Raw genomic sequence first — 16899 nt, forward strand, 5'->3', positions numbered from 1 at the left:
GATGGAGCTTCACCCGCGTCACGCCTGGGAGGTCACCCCGGGCGAGGCGGTCGCGCTGCAGAAGCGGCTCGCCGCCGAGGTCATCGCCACCGACCCGATCGACCTCCCGGCCGTGCGCCTCGTCGCGGGCGTCGACGTCAGCGTGAAGGAGAACCGCTCGCACGCGGCCATCGTGGTCTCGACCTTCCCGGATTTCCGCGTCGTCGAGACCGTGACGGCCGAGCGCCCGACGCCGTTCCCCTACGTGCCGGGCCTGCTCAGCTTCCGCGAAGGGCCGGTGCTGGAGGAGGCCCTCGGGCGGCTGCGGGCCGTGCCCGACGTGTTCCTGTTCGACGGGATGGGCACCGCCCATCCGCGGCGCATCGGCATCGCCTCCCATATGGGGCTGTGGCTGGAGCGCCCGACCGTCGGTTGCGGCAAGACCCGGCTCGTCGGCCACAACGCGCCGCTGCCGGAGGAGAAGGGGTCGCAGGTCCCGCTGGTGCATCGCGGCGAGACGATCGGGGCGGTGGTCCGCACCCGCACGGGCACTCACCCGCTCTTCATCTCCCCCGGCCACCGCGCCGATATCCCGAGCGCCGTCGCCCTGGTCCTCGCCTGCGCGCCGAAATACCGGCTGCCCGAACCGATCCGGCAGGCCCACAAGGCGGCGGGCGCGTTCGGCTGAGCGCGCGGTCGCCCGCGGCCGAAGCTGGAAGCGGCGGCGCCCGGATGCTAGCCGGGGGATCCCACCTCCGGACCCGCCGCGATGCACCGCTACCATTTCGAAGACCTCGTGCCAGGCTTCACGCGACGGGGTGGACCCGGCGTGGTGACCCGCGAGGACATCCTCGCCTTCGCCCGCGCCTACGACCCGCAGGATTTCCACCTCGACGAGGCGGCGGCCCGCGACAGCCTCGTCGGCGGGCTGATCGCGTCCGGCTGGCACAGCTGCGCGCTCGGGATGCGGCTCCTCGCCGAGAGCGTCGTCCTGCAGTCGAGCTCGATGGGCTCGCCCGGAATCGACGAGCTGCGCTGGCTTCGCCCGGTGCGGCCGGGCGATGCCCTGACCTCGACCCTCACCGTGCTGGAGAGCCGCCCCTCCGTCTCGAAACCCGACCGCGGTCTCGTGCGCCTGCGCCTCGACCTCGCCAACGCCGCCGACGAGCGGGTGATGAGCCAGGATTTCTGGGCGATGTTCGGCCGCCGCGGCGCCCCGCCGCTGCCGCCCCGCCCGGCCCCGCCCCGGGGCGGGAGCCCGGACGCCGCCCCGGATCCGGCGACGGCGTTTCCGGCGGGTCCGATCGAGACGCTCGCGCCCGGCGCGACCTACGATCTCGGGCCCTACCACTTCACCCGCGACGAGATCCTCGCCTTCGCCCGGGCCTTCGACCCGCAGCCCTTCCACACGGACGAGGAGGCCGCCCGGGCGAGCCATTTCGGCGGGCTCTGCGCCTCGGGCTGGCACACCGCCGCCGCCTGGATGAACCGCCTGGTCGCCGCGCGGCAGCGGGGCATCGCGCAGGCGAGGGCGCGGGGCGAGGCCGTGGCGGCGAGCGGCCCGTCGCCGGGCTTCCGCAACCTGAAATGGCTGAAGCCGGTCTATCCGGGCGACACGATCCGCTACGCCATCACCGTGCGGGAGGTCCGCCCATCCCGCTCGCGGCCGGGCTGGGGCGTCATCCACCACGGCGCCGAGGGCGTGAACCAGCATGGCGAGCCGGTCTTGCGCTTCGAGGGCGCCTGGCTCGCCGAGTCGCGGCCCGAAGGCTGACCGCCGGTCGCGCCCATTCGAATGTTACAATGTGATGAAATCCAATGGTTTAATTCACCGGCGCGAAGCCCCGGCCGGTCTCCCTGGTCCGTTCGCGAACGGCTGTGCTTCACGGGCCACAGCGCGACCGGAAACCGCCGAGCCTCCCGGGTTCTTTGCCGGTCTGTGACTGCCAAGTCGCTTTCCTGCCGCAATTGGCCCGGACCACGGACCCCCGACGCATGTGCGAACCCGCACATGATCGCAACCACAGGTCCGTGCATGCGCCAGCGCCTCTCTCTCGCCGTCCTTGCGGTCGCGGCGCCCCTCCCGGCCCTGGCGCTGGAGGCGCCCCGCGACAACATCGATGCGCTGATCGAGGCGCAGGCCCGGGCGAATGGCGTGCCGGCGAGCTTCATCCACCGGGTCGTGAAGCGGGAGAGCGGCTACAACCCGCGCGCGGTCGGCCGCGGCGGCGCGCTCGGCCTGATGCAGATCAAGCACGGCACCGCGCGGGCCCTCGGCTACACGGGCCCCGCCTCGGGCCTGCTCGACGCCAAGGTCAACCTCACCTACGGCGTCGCCTACCTGGCCGGCGCCTACAAGACCGCGCGCGGCAACGAGGCCCAGGCCTACAGCTACTACGCCCGGGGATACTACTACGCGGCCAAGCGGGCCGGCATCCGCACCGACGTGGCGGAACTGGAAGCCCCGCCGGACCTGCCGAAGCCCGCGGCCAACCCGCTCAATCAGTTCTTCGGCAAGCTGTTCGGCGGCTCGACCGCGCGGGCGCCGGTCATGACCGCCTCGGCCGACCCGTCCGTGGCGGCGCTCTCGAACGCCGTCGCGGCCGCACCGGCGCCGCAGGCGGCAGCCCCGCAGGCGGCAGCAGCCCCGCAGGCGAGCCAGGCCACGGCCGCCGAGGCGCCGCAGCCCGCCGCCCCGGCGCTGATTTCGGCCCCGCTCCCGCCGCAGCGGCCGGTCTCCGTCCCGGCCTCGACGCCCGTCCTGGCCTACGCGGCCGCCTCGCCGGTGGCGGGGCTTCCCGTTCCGACCTACGGGCTGCGCGGCGCCGTGCCGGCCCAGGCCGAAGCGCCCGGCGCGGCCCAAGCGGCGCCAGCCGCCGCCCAGGCTCAAGCGGCGCCAGCCGCCGCCCAGGCTCAAGCGGCGCCAGCCGCCGCCGCCCCCGCGGCGGCACCCGCCGTCCCGGCCGGCGGCGAGGCGCGGACGCTGGTCGCCTCGGCGGATGCGGTCGCCGCGGCCGCCGCGCCGGAGCCCGAGACCATCTCCGTCCCGCTGCCCCCGCGCCGGCCGGTCGAGTTCCGGCACTTCGCCGCCAAGAAGCCGGCGAAGCCCGTGCCGATGACCGCCTCGGCCGCGCCGGAGACCACCGGGCCGGCGACGCCCTGAGCCGAGCCGCGAGGGCGCTCCTGCGCGGATTCCCGCGCCCGGACCTTCCCGGCGGCCGGGCCCGCGCCGCCGCCCTGCGATCCACGGCAATCCGGACCTGCAGACCGGTCGTTTCCGCTCGCCCCCGTTCCCCGTTATGGTCGGCCGTACCGCGTTTTCGAAAGCGCGGCCGCAGCCAGCCGGGAGGAACGCATGGGCGCGACGCGGGACGTCTTCATCTGCGATTACCTGCGCACGCCGGTCGGCCGCTACGGCGGCGCGCTGGCGGAAGTGCGGGCGGACGACCTCGCCGCGGTGCCCCTCGCCGCCCTGGTGCATCGCCACCCCTCCCTGAAGGAGGGCGTCGAGGAGGTCTTCCTCGGCTGCGCGAACCAGGCCGGCGAGGATAACCGCAACGTGGCCCGCATGGCCCTTCTGCTCGCGGGCCTGCCCGAGACCGTGCCGGGCGCGACGCTCAACCGGCTCTGCGCCTCGGGCCTCGACGCGGTCGGGGCCGCCGCGCGGGCGATCAGGGCCGGCGACATCGACCTCGCCCTCGCAGGCGGCGTCGAATCGATGACTCGCGCGCCCTTCGTGATGGGCAAGAGCGAGGCGCCGTGGCAGCGCCAGGCCGAGATCCACGACACGACGATCGGCTGGCGCTTCATCAACCCGGTGCTCAAGGCGCAGTACGGCGTCGATTCGATGCCCGAGACGGCCGAGAACGTGGCGGAGGATTACCAGATCAGCCGCGCGGACCAGGATGCCTTCGCGCTGCGCTCGCAGCAGCGGGCGGCGCGCGCGCAGGCGGACGGGACCTTCGCGCAGGAGATCGTGCCGGTCGAGATCCCGACCCGGCGGGGCGAGCACCGGCGCGTCGACACCGACGAGCATCCGCGGCCCGACACGGACGCGCAGGCCCTGGCGCGGCTCAAACCCTTCGTGCGGCGGGACGGGACCGTGACGGCCGGCAACGCCTCGGGCGTCAATGACGGCGCCGCCGCCCTGGTCCTGGCGAGCGCCGAGGCCGCGCGGCGCCACGGCCTGACCCCGCTCGCCCGGGTGCTCGGCCTCGCCTCGGCCGGCGTGCCGCCGCGCGTGATGGGGATCGGGCCGATCCCGGCGGTGGAGAAGCTCTGCGCGCGGCTCGGGCTGAAGCCCGGCGATTTCGACGCGGTCGAGCTCAACGAGGCCTTCGCGTCGCAGTCGCTCGCCTGCCTGCGCGGGCTCGGGCTGCCGGACGACGCGGAGCACGTCAACCCGCATGGCGGGGCGATCGCGCTGGGGCACCCGCTCGGCATGTCGGGCGCACGCATCGCCGGGGCGGTGACGCGGGAACTCGCCCGCCGGGGTGGGCGGCTCGGGCTCGCCACGATGTGCGTCGGGGTCGGGCAGGGGGTCGCGCTCGCGGTCGAGCGGATCTCCTGATGTCGCGCCGGTTCGGCGGCCAAACGGGGCGGAAACGGTCCGGATCTTGCCAAGCGGGCCGCGATCCGCGCGCGACCGGTCGGTTTCCGCGCGCCGCGGCGGCGGGACGCCCTGTCGCCACCGGCGCCCCTATGGCGTAAAGGAGGCGCCTTGACCGATCCGAGGCCGGCCGCGGCCGCGGATCCCGCCACGAGGCGGGATCGGACTCTCCTCACGAAGCGACAAGGCGATGCCCTCAGGTTCCCCACCCTCCCTCGCGCGCGCCGCCGCGGATCCGTCGTCAGGGAGCGGCGCGGCCGGGGCCGGCCGGCCGGCGCCGATTCGCCGGCGGCCGAGGCCGAGAGCCGCTTCCTGGCCGAACTCGGCCAGCGGGTGCGCACGGCGCGCGCCGTGCGCGCGATGTCCCGCAAGGCGCTCTCGCACAGTTCCGGCCTGTCCGAGCGCTACATCGCGCAGCTCGAGACCGGGCACGGCAACGTCTCGATCATCCTGCTGCGGCGCGTCGCCCACGCGATCGGCGTGCCGCTGGAGGACCTGATCGCCCCCGTCGACGCGTCGCCGGACTGGCCCGTGGTGCGCGACCTGCTGGAGACCGCCTCCGGCGCCCAGATCGCGGAGGCCAAGCGCATCCTCTCGGGGGTCGGCGGCACCCAGGCCGGGGAGGTGGAGCCCCAGCGCGTGGCCCTCATCGGCCTGCGCGGCGCGGGCAAGTCGACCCTCGGGCGCATCCTGGCCGAGCGGCTCGGCTGGCGCTTCGTCGAGCTCAACCGGGAGATCGAGCGGGAGAACGGCCTGTCGGTGGCGGAGATTTTCGCGATCTACGGCCAGGAGGGCTATCGGCGCCTCGAACAGGCGGCCCTGCGCAAGTTCGCGGTGGACGAGGGACCGGTCGTGCTGGCGACCGGCGGGGCGATCGTGGCCGAGCCGCTCACCCTCGACCTGCTGCTCTCGGCCTTCTTCACGGTCTGGCTCAAGGCCCAGCCGGAGGACCACCTGCGCCGGGTGCGGGAGCAGACCGCCCTCGGGGCCGCGCGGCCGCGGCTGCCCGACAACGACAGCGCGCTGCGCGAGCTGAAGGCGGTGCTGCTCAGCCGCGAGCCCCTCTACGCGAGGGCCCGTGCGGTGATCGACACCACCGACCTCACGGTCGCCGAGACCGCCGCCCGGCTCACCGGCCTCGTGGAGAACCATTTCGGCCTGCGCCAGCGCCGCTGAGCCGGATCAGCCGGTCAGGAACGCCTCGATGGCGGCCGCGACCTGCTCGGGCGCATCGTGGTGCAGGTTGTGCCCGGTACCGGGCAGGCGCAGGAGGCGGGCGCCCGGCACCAGGGCCGCGCGCGCCTCGATCTCGCCGGCGAGCGCGGGCGGGAAAGGCTGACCGGATCCCAGGAAGAGCGTCGGCGCCGCGATCCGCCGCCAGCAGGATGCGGTCTCGGCGAAGCGATGCAGCGTCGCGAAGGGCCGGCGATGCGCCGGATCGAAGGCCCAGGTCCAGCCGCCCTCCGGCCGCTCCCGGCCGAGATGGCCCCCGAGGAACAGGGCGCGGGCGGTGTCGAGGGCCGGGTTGGCGGCTGTGAGCCGCGCGCAGAGGGCCGGGAGGCTCGGATAGACGGGCGAGGGCGCCGGGCCGGAGACGGAGTCGAGCCAGCGCCGGAGGTGGGCGGGCGCCTGCGCCGGATCCCGATCGGGGAGCCCGAACCCGTCGAGCGAGATCACGCGCGCGATCCGCGCGGGCCTCAGCCCCGCGTAGAGCAGCGCCATGTTGCCCCCGAGGCTGTGCCCGGCGAGGGGGACCGGGCCCGCGAAGCCGAGCGTGTCGAGGAGCGCGTCCAGGTCGGCGAGGTAATCCTGCCACCAGTAGCCGCCCGGCGCCCAGTCGCTGAGCCCGTGGCCGCGCCAATCGAGCGCGATCACCCGCCAGGAGCCGGCGAGCGCGTCGACCACGAACTGGAAGGTCGCCGAGGCGTCGCGGCTGCCGTGCAGCAGCACGAGGGGCGGGGCCTCGGGCGCCCCCCATTCGCGCAGGTGCAGGCGCAGGCCCCGCAGCGCGACGCGGCGGCCGGCGGAGGGTCGGCGTGGTTCGTAGGGGCGCATGGCGGGCTCGGACTCGGTGTCGCGCAGGGGCTGCCGCGCGGGCGACGCATGACACATCTGCCGCCCTGAAAGGGTGGCGGGTCTTGCCGCCGGGGCGCGGCCTTCCCAGCCTATGCGGGAGTTTTCGGTTCGGATATGCCGGCCTCGCGCAGCGATACCTCCGTCGATCCTCCTGCCGAGGAGAAGTTTGATGTCGTCCACCCCCGCTCCCTCCGAGACCCGGCAGGACGCCATCGCCGGGATCGTGGACCCGGTCTGGCGCCGCCTGCGCCAGGAAGCCGAGGTGGTGGTGCGCGAGGAGCCCCGCCTCGCCTCCTTCATCGTCGCGACGATCCTCAACCACGGCAGCCTGGAATCCGCGGTCGCCCACCGGGTCGCGGCGCGGCTCGGCCATCCCTCGCTCTCGGCCGACCTGATCGCCCAGAGCTTCGCGGAGGCGGTGGCGGACGATCCCCGCCTCGGCCAGGCGTTCCGGGCCGATATCGGGGCGGTGATCGACCGCGACCCGGCCACCGGCCGGGCGCTGGAGCCGGTGCTCTACTTCAAGGGGTTCCACGCCATCCAGGCCCACCGCCTCGGTCATTGGCTGTGGGACCGGGGCCGGCGCGACCTCGCCCTCTACCTGCAGAGCCGCTCCTCGGAAGTGTTCCAGACCGACATCCACCCTGCGGCGCAGATCGGGCGGGGCGTCTTCCTCGACCACGCGACCGGGCTGGTGGTCGGCTCGACCGCGGTGATCGAGGACGACGTCTCGATCCTCCACGCCGTCACCCTCGGCGGGACCGGCAAGCACGGCGGCGACCGCCATCCCAAGATCCGCCACGGGGTGATGATCGGCGCCGGGGCCAAGATCCTCGGCAACATCGAGGTCGGGGCCTGCGCCCGGGTCGCGGCCGGCTCGGTGGTGCTGCACCCGGTGCCGCCCGGCACGACCGTCGTGGGCGTCCCGGCCCGGGTCGTCGGGACGGCGGGCTGCTCGGAGCCGTCCCGCGCCATGGATCAACTGGTGGGCGTCGATCCCCTGATTCACGCCATGGAAGGGATCTGAGCGGCGCCGCGCGCTTGCCCCGCGCCGGCCCCCATGGCAAGGCAGCCGCCGATGCTCCCGGACGCCCGCGACGCACCCTCCGGGCCGCATCGCTGCGGCCGGGGCGCCGTCACGGCAAACGCGAAGAGGCCAGCGTGAACAAGACCGAAATGGCGAAGGTGGAGGGCTACCTGCGCCGCAAATTCGCCAACCACTCCCTCCGGCTCGTCGGCCGCCCCAGGAAGACGGACTCGGCGGAGGTCTATCTCGGCGACGAGTTCATCGGCGTCCTGTCGGTCGACGACGAGGACGGCGACCGCTCCTACAATTTCTCGATGGCGATCCTCGACACCGACCTCGAGGACTGAGCCCGGCCGGCCGGGGCGCCCTCAGCCCTCGGCCGGAGCGCCGCCGAACAGGCGTTCCAGGGCCCGCAGCGCGCCGGCCCAGTCAGGCAGGCGGTGATCGGCGAAGCGCAGGCGCAGGGCCAAGTCGCCGATCTGGACCTCGCTCAGGCAGGCGCTGTCGGGCTCGGGGCCGGGATCGGCGGCGCAGCGCGCCGCGAAGCGCGTGCCGTCCGCCTGCGCCAGGTAGAGATCCTCGCCCTCGAACGGGGAGCCCGCCTTGAAGCGCCGCCGCACCAGCCCATCCGCCAGGGGTTCGACGTCCGCGGTCAGGAAGCGCGCGTAGCGGCGCGCCGGACTGAGCGGCGCCTCGGTCTCCGGGGCACGAGTCACGGTGACGCGCAGGGCATCGCCGCCGCCGGGAAGCGAGAGGTCGCTCCAGGGAATGACGAGGTCGAGGCGGTTCGCTGCGGCCTCGGCGGGCTTGGCGGCGACGAACCACGCGGCCGGCAGCGTGAGCGCGCGCCCGGCCGGGTCGGTGGTCCGGCGCAGGCCGGTCGCGGCCGGCGGCCGGGTCAGCCACGCGGCGACGAGGCCCGTGGAGGCGAGCGCGAGCAGGAGCGTGAGCCCGCCCGCGAGGAGGAGGGGGCGGTCGATGGCGATGCGGCGCGGCGTGACCCGCGCCCTGCGCGTCATCGCGACGCCTGCTCCCGGCCCCATCGCCGCCATCCCCACCGACCTGCCGCCCGCGCGGCGCTGTGCAGTGACGATCTGCCGGGACGCTTAACACCGGCTTACCGGTCGACGCGGTGTTCGCCGCATCGGCACCGTGCCGAAACGGAATATCGCATTCATTTCTGTGGATAACGAAGGATTAACTATAACAGGCCGTGACCGGCCCGGCAGAGTGGCGCCGTCCCTGTCCCGCGCGGAGCCGACGATGAACCTCACGCCGACAGCCATCGAGAACCTGCAGACCCTGGTGCTCGGCCTCGCCTTCGCGGGGCTGCTGGCGAACGGGTTCGAGTGCGTGACCGCGCGGCGCGCGAGCTTCAGCCTGCTGCAGGGCGGCGGCGTGGCGGCCCTGGCCTCCCTGCCGCTCCTCGCCTTCGGGGCGCCCTTCATCATTCTGCGCAACACGGTGCGCGGGCGTCGCCTGGAAGGCCGGCCGATCCCGTTCGTGATGGTGGCCACGATGATCGCCTGCGGCTGGAGCCTGTTGTCGGGCCGCCTCGTCCTCGACATCGCGCAGCTGGTGGCGCGGGCCTGAGCGGGGAGGGCACGATCATCCGGCGGCGGCGCGCACCCGCTGGTTCCGGTTGCCCGGAGCGATCGCGGGACGGAGGTGCGCCGGCCCCACGATGAGCCGCACGGGACCGCGGGCCTCGTTCGCAGGCCCCACATACCAAATCCGCTTGATCCCTTCGGGATGGCGGATCGGGGCTTCGCTCGGGCGGCGCGCGGGCTCGCGATCCGGGATCCGCCGTGATCAACCGGATCCCGTCTCAGAGGCTGAACAGGACTCGCTCGGACACGGAGATGGCGACACGTGCCGGACGGCCTGCGCGACCACGCCGCGGACGTGCGAGGGATCGGGCGGGATCGCTGACCCATGCTGCGGCGCGCGTGCGGCGAGCCTCAGAGCCTCTCAGCACGAGGGAGGATGTGACCCGCCACACCTGCGAGCTACCGAGGATCCAGGCTTCGCGGCACGCCAGGTCAGAAGGGGCGTCGGGAACCGCTCGATCGTCGACCTCTCAGCGGTTCGCGGTGGTGACCGGCGAGGCGACGCCGTTCAGCGACACCCAGGCCAGACCCTCCTGGCCCTCGCGCTTCACGTAGGTGTATCCGGTGCGCTGCCACGGCAGGATCGCGTTGGTCTTGTTGTCGAGGATGTAGTCGCCCCGGTCGGTGCGCACCATCAGCACCGCGTGGCCCTCGCCGATCTCGTCGATCACCACCGTCATGCGCAGGGCGCGGCGCGGCAGGCCGCGCTCCACCAGCATTCGGCGCTTCAGGAGCTGGTAATCCTCGCAATCGCCGTAGCCGTCGTCGGGGAAGTCCCAACGGTCGACCACGCCCCAATGCGCCTGGTCGGTGAGCGGCTTGATGCGGGAATTGACCCGCCGGTTCACGGCCACCAGCGTCTTCATCAGGGCCGGCGTCAGGGTGATCGCCGCCGGCTCGTTGACGTCGACCGCGCACTCGCCCGGATAGCGCTGGCAGAACTCGACCCAGGCGCTCACCGGCTTGGCCGAACCGCCGCGCTCGATCGCCGCGCTCGCGTCCGGGAGGGCCGCCAGGGTCTGGGTCTGGGCCTGGCTGGTGGCGCCGCCGATCAGCAGCGTGGCGCCCACGAGACCGAGTTGCGCGGCACGGGCGCAGCGCGAGATGAGGCCCTGGCGATCGACACCGCTCGCCCGGCCAGGGCCAACCAACACAACCCGCATCTGCCCCATCGACCCATGTGCAAATTCGTTGCACGCAGGCTGCCACGGTGCAGGGACCCGCTCAACCGAAAAATTTAAACCTTAATGAACGTCCCCGCCGCATTTCGGTTCCAATTCGAGACGTCCAATTCGGCGCTGATTCGTCAGCGATTGGCCGTCATGGTCGGTCCGGTCGCGCCGCCCAGGGAGACCCAGGCCACCGCGCTCTGGGACTCGCGCTTGATGAAGGTGTAGCCGGTCCGGTGCCAGGGGAGCACCGCGCTGGTCTTGTTGTCGAGCACGAGGTCGCCGCGGTCGGTGCGCAGCATCAGCACCGCGTGGCCCTCGCCCTTCTCGTCGATCACCACCGTCATGCGCATCGCCCGGCGCGGCAGGCCGCCCTCGGCGAGCAGCTTGCGCTTGAGCAGCTGGAAGTCCTCGCAATCGCCCGTGCCGTCCTCGGCGAGGTCCCAGTGGTCGGGCACGCCCCAATGCTCCTGGTCGGTCACCGGCTGGATGCGGGTGTTCACGCCGCGGTTGACCGTGAGGATGGTTTGCCAGACGCGCGGGCTCAGCGTGATCGTCTCGGGCTCGGAGGGGTCGACCGCGCATTCCGCCGCGTAGCGCTGGCAGAACTCGACCCAGGCCGCGATCGGGCGGGCGGCACCGAGGCTGGGCGCCGCCAGCGTCGTCGCCGGCAGGGCCGCGACGGTCTGGGCCCGCGCCGCCGGCGCGGCGCCCAGCAGCGCCAGCATCGCCACCGCGCCGAGACCCGCGGCGCGCGTCCAGATCGTCCCCGTCTTCCTGCTCATCGGTGCCATCCCCTTCGTTGAGGGGACGATCGCGCGCCGCCTGCTGGGACCCGCTGAAGCGGTTCCGCGCAATTTTAGTGAAAGGCCGCCGGCACTTCGCGGGCCGCGAAGAGGCCCAAGAGCCGGCTGAGAGGTCCCGCTCAAATGCGCCGATCCGGTTCACGGCGCCGAAACCATGCGGGCCGCGAAACAAGGGGCGCCCCGGCAGGGTTGTCCCGCCCCGGGCCTGCCATCGCCGGGAGACAGGAGCATCATGGCTACGCCGACGCCCGAGACGACCGACGCGCTGCCGAATGGACCGCTCGGCGAGGACGCGATCCATGTCTGCGTGGACATGCAGAACCTGTTCGCCCGCGACACCGCGTGGCACACGCCCTGGCTGCCGCGGGTCCTGCCGCGGGTGCGGGAGCTCGCGGCCCGCAGCCCCGAGCGGACGGTGTTCACCCGCTTCGTCCCGGCCCGCCATCCGGGCGAGGGGAGGGGAACCTGGCGCCGCTACTACGAGCGCTGGTCCAGCATGACCATCGACGCCCTCGGCGAGGAGATGGTGGAGCTGGTCCCGGACCTTGCGGGCTTCGCCCCGCCCGCCCGCGTGGTCGACAAGCACGTCTACTCGCCCTGGCTGGAGCCGGGCCTGGACCACGCCCTGCGGGATCTCGGCGCCGAGACTCTCGTCATCACCGGGGGCGAGACCGACGTCTGCGTGCTCGCCACCGTGCTCGGGGCCGTCGACCGGGGTTACCGGGTCGTGCTCGCGACGGACGGGCTGTGCTCCTCCTGCGACGAGACCCACGACGCGATGCTCACCCTCTACCAGCAGCGCTTCGGACAGCAGCTCGAAACGGCCACGATCGATCAGATCCTGCACAATTGGCGATGAATTCAGTCTGCAATCCGTCCCTCGACCGCTCATTCGGCCACCACATTCCGCAGCGCAGCACACACGATCGTGAGGGATGATGCCGGGAACTGGCGCGGATTGCGCTGCTTGGCCGGGGCCATATCTCAAGACACGGTCGCACGGCTCTGACATAGTCTCGTCAGATTTGTTGGATAACCGGAGTGCTGGCATCCAGCAGATCGGGAGGTGTCCTGTGCGCTGCTACAATCTGTTCCGCCTGAAGGAGCCCGACGGGCTGATCTGCGCCGTACCGGAGGATTACGCCGTACCGGCCTTCGTCACCGGCTCGCGCTGGGTGTTCGACGGCAAGGTCGACGGGGCCGGCCGGCACCCGTTCGGATTCGACCGGCACGCCGCCGCCACGGCCGTGCGCTTCAACGGCTTCTACCTGTTCCAGCGCATGGAGGGCGCGGGCACCTGACCACCCGACGATCGCGTCGAGGGTTCCTTAACGTCCCGCACGCATCCTGCACGCGTCGCGATCGCGATCGCGAATGGCTGGGCGGGCGGGATGTCTGAGCATCGCAGAGAGGTGCGCCTGAGGACCTTCCTCAAGGGACGCATCGTCTTCAACAACGGCAACTCGTCGATGGACTGCCTGGTCCGGGACTTGTCGGCGACCGGCGCGCGGCTCGCGCTCAGCGAGACGGCGGTGCTGCCCGACGCGTTCGACCTGCACATCCCGGCCAAGGACAAGGTCTACAAGGCCGCCCTGCGCTGGCGCCGGGCGGACGGGGTCGGCGTCGCCTTCCAGGAGGATGCCGCGGTCGCGGCCCCCGCCGCCCCGACGCCGGGGGCCGACGTGCCGGCGGCCGTTCTCATGCACCGCATCCGCGAACTCGAGGCCGAGAACGCCACGCTGCGCCGCCTCCTGGTCGAGGCGGAGGCGGCGGCCATGGAGCGCCTCGCCTGACGGGGACGCTCCCGAATACGACGAAGGGCCGCCCCGGTCTCCCGGAGCGACCCTTCCATTGCCGAACCGCAGCCCGGCGACCCGTGTCGTGCGCTCAGGCTGCGAAGCCGGAGGCGACGATCCAGGTCAGGGCCACCGATGCCTGCGGCTGATGACAATGAGACACTGGACCACCTCCTTTCGGTTGTTGACGATGATCGGAATGTAGGCGGCCCGTCCCCCGGCGCAAGAACCGGCGCCGCGGCCATCCGCCCTAATGCTGCGCCCTTGACCGCGGCCGCCACTCCGCCAGCTTGGCCCTCATGAAGCGCAGGCGCCTCATCAGTCTCGCGAGCGCCGTCACGGTCATGACGCTGGGCGGGGTCGGCTACGCGGCCCACCGGCGCAGCCAGAATCCCTATTACCGGGGGCCGGTCAGCGACCACTTCGACGGGACGCGCTTCTTCTCGCCCGGTCAGGCCCAGGACAAGGACCTGGTCGAACTGGCGCGCTGGCAGCTCGGCCGGAGCCGGGAGAATTGGCCGCGGCGCTGGCCGAGCCCCTTTGCGGCGGACGTGCCGCCCGAGCGGGTGGCGGGCCTGCGCGTCGTCCATATCGGGCATGCGAGCCTGCTGATCCAGGTGGCGGGCCGCAACATCCTGGTCGACCCGGTCTACGGCAAGCGGGCGAGCCCGGTGGGCTTCGCCGGGCCCAAACGCGTCAATCCGCCGGGGATCGCCTTCGCGGACCTCCCGCCCATCGACGCGGTGCTGATCACCCACAACCACTACGACCATCTCGACGGTCCGACGCTGGCGCGGCTGTGGGCGACCCACCAGCCGCTCGTCGTCGCGCCGCTCGGGAACGACGCCATCATCCGCTCCTACGACGACGCGATCACGGTGGAGACCCGCGACTGGGGCGGCGAGGTCGATCTCGGCGGCGGGATCACGGTGCACCTCGTGCCGGCCTATCACTGGTCCGCCCGGGGGGTGAACGATCGGCGCATGGCCCTGTGGTGCGCCTTCGTGCTGACGACGCCGCACGGCACCCTCTACCATGTCGGGGATACGGGCTACGGCGACGGCGCGATCTTCGCGCCGGTGCGCGAGCGCTTCGGCCCGGTCCGCCTCGCCACCCTGCCGATCGGCGCCTACGAGCCGCGCTGGTTCATGCAGCCCCAGCACGTCAATCCGGAGGAGGCGCTGCGCATCGCGCAGGCCGTCGAGGCGCGCCAAGCCCTCGGCCACCATTGGGGAACGTTCCGCCTCACCAACGAGGGCATCGCCGAGCCGGAGGCCGCCCTCGGCGCCGCGCTGGCGGCCGCCGAGGTCCCGCCCGAGCGCTTCCTCGCCCTGCGCCCGGGGCAGGTCTGGGAGGGCTGATCCGGGATCCGGTCGATCGCGGCGGATCCCGGATCACGAGCCCGCGCGGCTTGAGCGACGCCCGCAGCCGCCATCCCGACGGCATCACTGGATCCGGGATGAGCGCTCCGCGGCCGGCGATGACTCGTCCGGCTCCGATCCGCACTGATCAACCCTCGTCCATGGTCCTGCTCCGACCGAGTGGTCGCGCCGGGTCAGGCCGCTCAACCTCTCAGCTGATCGGGCAGCGCCCGCCGCCCCGGTAGAGGTAGGGCCTCCCGGCGAAGTTGTAGCAGATCTTGCCGGGTCTGGGCCCGCCGATGCCGACCGGGCGCGGGCCGCAGCCGGCGAAGCGGCCGCAATGCGCGCCGCCGTCGCGGCCGCCCCGGTCGGGCTTCCAGCCGCCGTAGCCGCCCCACTGCGCCTCGGCCGGCACCGCGAGAACCAGGGCGGCGGTTCCGGAGATCATCACCACCAGCCGTCTCACGGCCGCTGCGCGCATCATGACTGAGCCTCGTCGTCGATCATCCCCGACGAGACTGGACCGGGCACGCCCGCAACGATGTGCGGAACGCCACCCGCCCCGATTTCCTGCTACCGCGTCTCGCAGAAGCTCGCCTTCATGCGCTGCGCCGCCTCCTGGTAGAGCGCGAGCGAGGCGGGCGCCGCGAGGTCGCTGGCGTGGGTGATCTCGCTGCGGCAGGTCGTCCCCTCCCGGCTCTCGGCGCAGATCAGCCGCGGGCCGCCGTAGAGGACGACGCGGCTCCCCGATGCGCCCGCGGGGGCGGGCTCGCCCCGCACGCCGCTGAGCTCGTGCAGATCGACCACCCCGCCGCCCGCCGCGAAATCCGGCCGCCCCGCGCCGTCGAAGCGCGCGATGCTCCGCGTCCTCGCCATCCAGAGACAATCGCCCAGCTTCTTCAGGAGGACGTGCACGCCGCAGCCGACGTCGCGGGGATTGGGGCAGGTCGTGGTGCGGCTGAACTCGTAGATCCCGAAGCCGGTGTCGCGGAGTTCCCCGGCCGGCCCGGCCCCGTGCGCCTGGTGGCCGCCGATCAGCAGGAGCGCCGTCTCGACCTCCGACTGCGCCCGAGCCGGCGCGCCGCCCAGGGCAGCCACGATCACCGCGAGCGAGGCGCATCGCATCGGAGGGACCCTCCCGGCATCGGCCGCGTCGGACCGGCCCTGCCGGGCAGCCATCATAGCGCGGATCACGGCCGGATGTCCCGGGCCGCGCCGAGGGGCGGGGCGCGCAGCCGATGCGGCCCCCGCGCGGGCTGGTCGCGTCCTACGGGGTTGCGGGGACCGTCACCGTGGTGACCGTGCTGCCGTCGTTGATCGTGATCGACACGTTGCTGCCGACCCGGGTGTAGCTGATCGTGGTGCCCTGGAAGCTGAACTGCCCGTTCGGCTGCGCGTTCTCGCCGAAGATCGCCCGCGTGATCTGGTTGGCCAGCGAGCTGTAGAGCTGCGTCTGCAACTGCTGGGCAAAGGCTTGGCCGGGCGTCAGGATCCCGCCGCGGGCGGCGGAGGCTGCCGCCCCGGTGATCTGCTGGCGCCGCTGCGCGGCGGCCTGCGGTATGTTCTGGGCATTGGCCTCCGCCTGCAGCCACGACCCGTTGAGCTGGGGGCCGCCGAAGGCGGGGTTGACGGGCTGGTAGACGAGACTGCTCGCTTCGGCCGGCCGGGCGGCGTGGAGCAGGACCAGCCCCGCCGCGAGACCGATCATCCGCGTGAACGCAACCATTGCGGAAACTCCGTGTGGGGATCGAGGAGGCAGTCGGCGCGCCTCAGCGCAGGCGGGTCTGGGAGACGGCGATGTCGGTGGGGGCACCGGCTTGCGCGATGCCGGCCGATAATCCGTCGCCGACCTGCCGGACCGAGACCGTCCGGCCGTCCGGCGCCACGCCCGACACGGCGTTCCCGCTCCCGAACTGGCGGATCGTGACCGTCGTCCCCGGCCCGCCGATCAGCCGGGTCGCGTTGTCGTCCCCGCGCTGGACCACGTCCATCGTCGCCCCGTCTCCCGAGAGGAACAGGGCGCCGCGGTTGCCGCTGCCCTCCTGGCTCAGGGAGGCGCGGGTGCGGTCGCCGACGCTGGTGACGCTCGCGACGTTCCCGTCGCCGACCTGCCGCACCGTGGTGACGTTGAGGCTGCCCCCGGAGCCGACGGAGCGCGCCGCGGCGCGCGGATCCCCGAGCGACAGGATCGCGATCGGCAGAACCTCGCCCCCGATCCTCACGTATTCCTGCGTCACGCGGGCGGCCGGGCCCTGCGACGGACCCGCCGGCTCGGCCCGCGCCACCCCCGCCACCGCGGCGAGGGCGCACGCCATGAGCGATCGCTTCGAGGGAACAGGCATCGCGGAGTTCCATCTCTCCCGGACAGCGCGCTGCGCTCGCGGGACAGCCACGCTCACCCGCGCGTCGGCCCGCGCTGCAAGCCCGATCGGTGCAAGCCCGGGAGCCGGCGCGCGCGGTACCGTC

The 16899-nt window shown here is 73.1% G+C and carries 20 protein-coding genes; 12 read left to right on the forward strand and 8 right to left on the reverse strand.

Annotation, left to right across the window (positions count from 1 at the left end):
* Position 1: 1 nt before the first annotated feature.
* The 5 genes from nfi (at position 2) to QA634_RS12150 (ending at position 5764) form a co-directional block, all read left to right on the forward strand.
* Positions 2-667, forward strand: coding sequence for a deoxyribonuclease V (nfi, locus tag QA634_RS12130; protein WP_012332262.1), 666 nt, complete (start codon positions 2-4; stop codon positions 665-667).
* A gap of 81 nt (positions 668-748) precedes the next feature.
* The gene (locus QA634_RS12135; RefSeq protein WP_012332263.1) at positions 749-1753 is read left to right on the forward strand and encodes a MaoC family dehydratase; all 1005 of its coding nucleotides are present in this window, start codon (positions 749-751) and stop codon (positions 1751-1753) included.
* A 261-nt stretch (positions 1754-2014) separates the two neighbouring features.
* Positions 2015-3142: a lytic transglycosylase domain-containing protein gene (locus QA634_RS12140; protein WP_012332264.1), complete on the forward strand. Its 1128-nt coding sequence runs from the start codon at positions 2015-2017 to the stop codon at positions 3140-3142.
* A 192-nt stretch (positions 3143-3334) separates the two neighbouring features.
* Positions 3335-4549: a 3-oxoadipyl-CoA thiolase gene (gene pcaF / locus QA634_RS12145; protein ID WP_012332265.1), complete on the forward strand. Its 1215-nt coding sequence runs from the start codon at positions 3335-3337 to the stop codon at positions 4547-4549.
* A 351-nt stretch (positions 4550-4900) separates the two neighbouring features.
* Positions 4901-5764: a helix-turn-helix transcriptional regulator gene (locus QA634_RS12150; protein ID WP_043702284.1), complete on the forward strand. Its 864-nt coding sequence runs from the start codon at positions 4901-4903 to the stop codon at positions 5762-5764.
* 6 nt (positions 5765-5770) lie between these two features.
* Here the strand turns inward: QA634_RS12150 and QA634_RS12155 are convergent, their stop codons facing one another.
* Complete coding sequence (locus QA634_RS12155; protein ID WP_050777478.1) at positions 5771-6643, reverse strand: alpha/beta fold hydrolase; 873 nt, start codon at positions 6641-6643, stop codon at positions 5771-5773.
* A gap of 190 nt (positions 6644-6833) precedes the next feature.
* Between QA634_RS12155 and cysE the strand changes: the two genes are divergently transcribed.
* Positions 6834-7691 (forward strand): serine O-acetyltransferase, encoded by an 858-nt coding sequence (cysE, locus tag QA634_RS12160; protein WP_012332268.1) that lies wholly within the window; start codon positions 6834-6836, stop codon positions 7689-7691.
* A gap of 149 nt (positions 7692-7840) precedes the next feature.
* Positions 7841-8038 (forward strand): DUF3126 family protein, encoded by a 198-nt coding sequence (locus QA634_RS12165; RefSeq protein WP_415926915.1) that lies wholly within the window; start codon positions 7841-7843, stop codon positions 8036-8038.
* Between the two features lie 21 nt (positions 8039-8059).
* On the opposite strand, the gene QA634_RS12170 is transcribed toward QA634_RS12165, so the two are convergent.
* On the reverse strand, positions 8060-8710 hold the full coding sequence (locus tag QA634_RS12170) for a hypothetical protein (RefSeq protein WP_265576593.1): 651 nt from the start codon (positions 8708-8710) through the stop codon (positions 8060-8062).
* Positions 8711-8954: 244 nt separating this feature from the next.
* Between QA634_RS12170 and QA634_RS12175 the strand changes: the two genes are divergently transcribed.
* Positions 8955-9284, forward strand: a complete 330-nt coding sequence (locus QA634_RS12175) for a DUF6949 family protein (protein WP_012332270.1) — start codon at positions 8955-8957, stop codon at positions 9282-9284.
* Positions 9285-9771: 487 nt separating this feature from the next.
* Here QA634_RS12175 and QA634_RS12180 read toward each other — a convergent pair whose 3' ends face one another.
* On the reverse strand, positions 9772-10464 hold the full coding sequence (locus QA634_RS12180; protein WP_012332271.1) for a transglutaminase-like cysteine peptidase: 693 nt from the start codon (positions 10462-10464) through the stop codon (positions 9772-9774).
* Positions 10465-10607: 143 nt separating this feature from the next.
* Entirely contained in the window at positions 10608-11255 is a 648-nt protein-coding gene (locus tag QA634_RS12185; RefSeq protein WP_012332272.1) for a transglutaminase-like cysteine peptidase, read from the reverse strand.
* A 253-nt stretch (positions 11256-11508) separates the two neighbouring features.
* Between QA634_RS12185 and QA634_RS12190 the strand changes: the two genes are divergently transcribed.
* The 4 genes from QA634_RS12190 (at position 11509) to QA634_RS12205 (ending at position 14433) form a co-directional block, all read left to right on the forward strand.
* On the forward strand, positions 11509-12135 hold the full coding sequence (locus QA634_RS12190; protein WP_012332273.1) for a cysteine hydrolase family protein: 627 nt from the start codon (positions 11509-11511) through the stop codon (positions 12133-12135).
* A 214-nt stretch (positions 12136-12349) separates the two neighbouring features.
* On the forward strand, positions 12350-12577 hold the full coding sequence (locus QA634_RS12195; protein WP_012332274.1) for a hypothetical protein: 228 nt from the start codon (positions 12350-12352) through the stop codon (positions 12575-12577).
* Positions 12578-12667: 90 nt separating this feature from the next.
* Complete coding sequence (locus QA634_RS12200) at positions 12668-13069, forward strand: PilZ domain-containing protein (RefSeq protein ID WP_012332275.1); 402 nt, start codon at positions 12668-12670, stop codon at positions 13067-13069.
* Positions 13070-13371: 302 nt separating this feature from the next.
* A complete protein-coding gene (locus QA634_RS12205; protein WP_012332276.1) occupies positions 13372-14433 on the forward strand; it encodes an MBL fold metallo-hydrolase in 1062 nt (353 codons plus the stop codon).
* 211 nt (positions 14434-14644) lie between these two features.
* Here the strand turns inward: QA634_RS12205 and QA634_RS12210 are convergent, their stop codons facing one another.
* The 4 genes from QA634_RS12210 to QA634_RS12225 form a co-directional block, all read right to left on the reverse strand.
* Positions 14645-14917 carry a hypothetical protein gene (locus QA634_RS12210; RefSeq protein ID WP_012332277.1) on the reverse strand — a complete coding sequence of 91 codons (273 nt, stop codon included), beginning with the start codon at positions 14915-14917 and terminating at the stop codon, positions 14645-14647.
* Between the two features lie 89 nt (positions 14918-15006).
* The gene (locus QA634_RS12215) at positions 15007-15558 is read right to left on the reverse strand and encodes a hypothetical protein (RefSeq protein ID WP_012332278.1); all 552 of its coding nucleotides are present in this window, start codon (positions 15556-15558) and stop codon (positions 15007-15009) included.
* Between the two features lie 142 nt (positions 15559-15700).
* Positions 15701-16159, reverse strand: a complete 459-nt coding sequence (locus QA634_RS12220) for a curli production assembly/transport component CsgF (protein WP_012332279.1) — start codon at positions 16157-16159, stop codon at positions 15701-15703.
* Positions 16160-16202: 43 nt separating this feature from the next.
* The gene (locus QA634_RS12225; protein ID WP_043701126.1) at positions 16203-16748 is read right to left on the reverse strand and encodes a hypothetical protein; all 546 of its coding nucleotides are present in this window, start codon (positions 16746-16748) and stop codon (positions 16203-16205) included.
* Positions 16749-16899: the final 151 nt, after the last annotated feature.

The organism is Methylobacterium sp. CB376 (assembly GCF_029714205.1).
Classification (GTDB): Bacteria; Pseudomonadota; Alphaproteobacteria; order Rhizobiales; family Beijerinckiaceae; genus Methylobacterium.